At 72.7% G+C, this 860-nt stretch carries 1 pseudogene; it reads right to left on the reverse strand.

From position 1 onward, the window contains the following. Window positions 1–860 (reverse strand): annotated as a pseudogene (locus ABD679_RS15585) (ESPR-type extended signal peptide-containing protein); the annotation flags it as partial.

The raw sequence follows: 860 nt of genomic DNA on the forward strand, positions 1-860 counted from the left end.
CCGTCCGCGTCGGCTGCTGCCACCGCACCGATCGCCGTCGACTGCACGCCGTTGGATTCCGCCTGCGCGCCCACCGTCGTCGCACCCAGTTCCATCGCATAGGCGCTTTCGCCCACTGCCGTCGAGCTGTCGCCGTCCGCGTAGCTGTTCCAGCCCAGCGCCGTGGCGTACTCGCCGGTCGCCCACGCGCCGTTGCCGAATGCCGCCGCACCGGTGCCGCTGGCTTGCGTCGGAATCAGGCCGAAGAAAGTCGCACCACCCACCGCGGTCGATTCCTCGCCCAGGGCCTGGCTCGACTCACCCACCGCCGTGCTGCTCGTGCCCGCCGCCGTGGAGGCGGTGCCCACCGCCGTGGCGTAGTCGCCCACCGCATTGGCCACCGCACCGAACGCCGAAGACTGCGCGCCGGCCGCGTACGCGCCCAGCCCCGCTGCCGTCGCCGCAAAGCCGTCCGCGCTGGCGCTGGCACCCAGTGCCGTGCCGCCGACGCCTGCGCTGGTCGCGCCGGTATCGACCGGCTCGCCATTCATCGTGATCAGCGGATCGCCGTTCTCGTCCACCGCGTTGCCGCCCACCGCCACCGCGGCCGGGCCGGTCGCCTGTGCGTTCTGGCCGAACGCGGCGCTGTTCTGGCCGGCGGCCGTGGCGTTGTAGCCCACCGCCGTCGCACCGTCGGCCTGCGCGTTGGCGCCACTGCCGTAGGCCGATGCGCCTTCGCCGTACGCATTGGTCGCTTCGCCGGCCGCCGTGGCGTTGATGCCATCGGCATATGCACCGTAGCCGTCCTGGTCCGGGTCGTCGGTCGCCGTGAAGAAGTGCGCGGTGTCGTCCGCCGTCTTCGCCACGTCCTGCAGCTGCGA

This window comes from Luteimonas lutimaris (assembly GCF_039537065.1).
In the GTDB taxonomy this organism is placed as follows: Bacteria; Pseudomonadota; Gammaproteobacteria; order Xanthomonadales; family Xanthomonadaceae; genus Luteimonas; species Luteimonas lutimaris.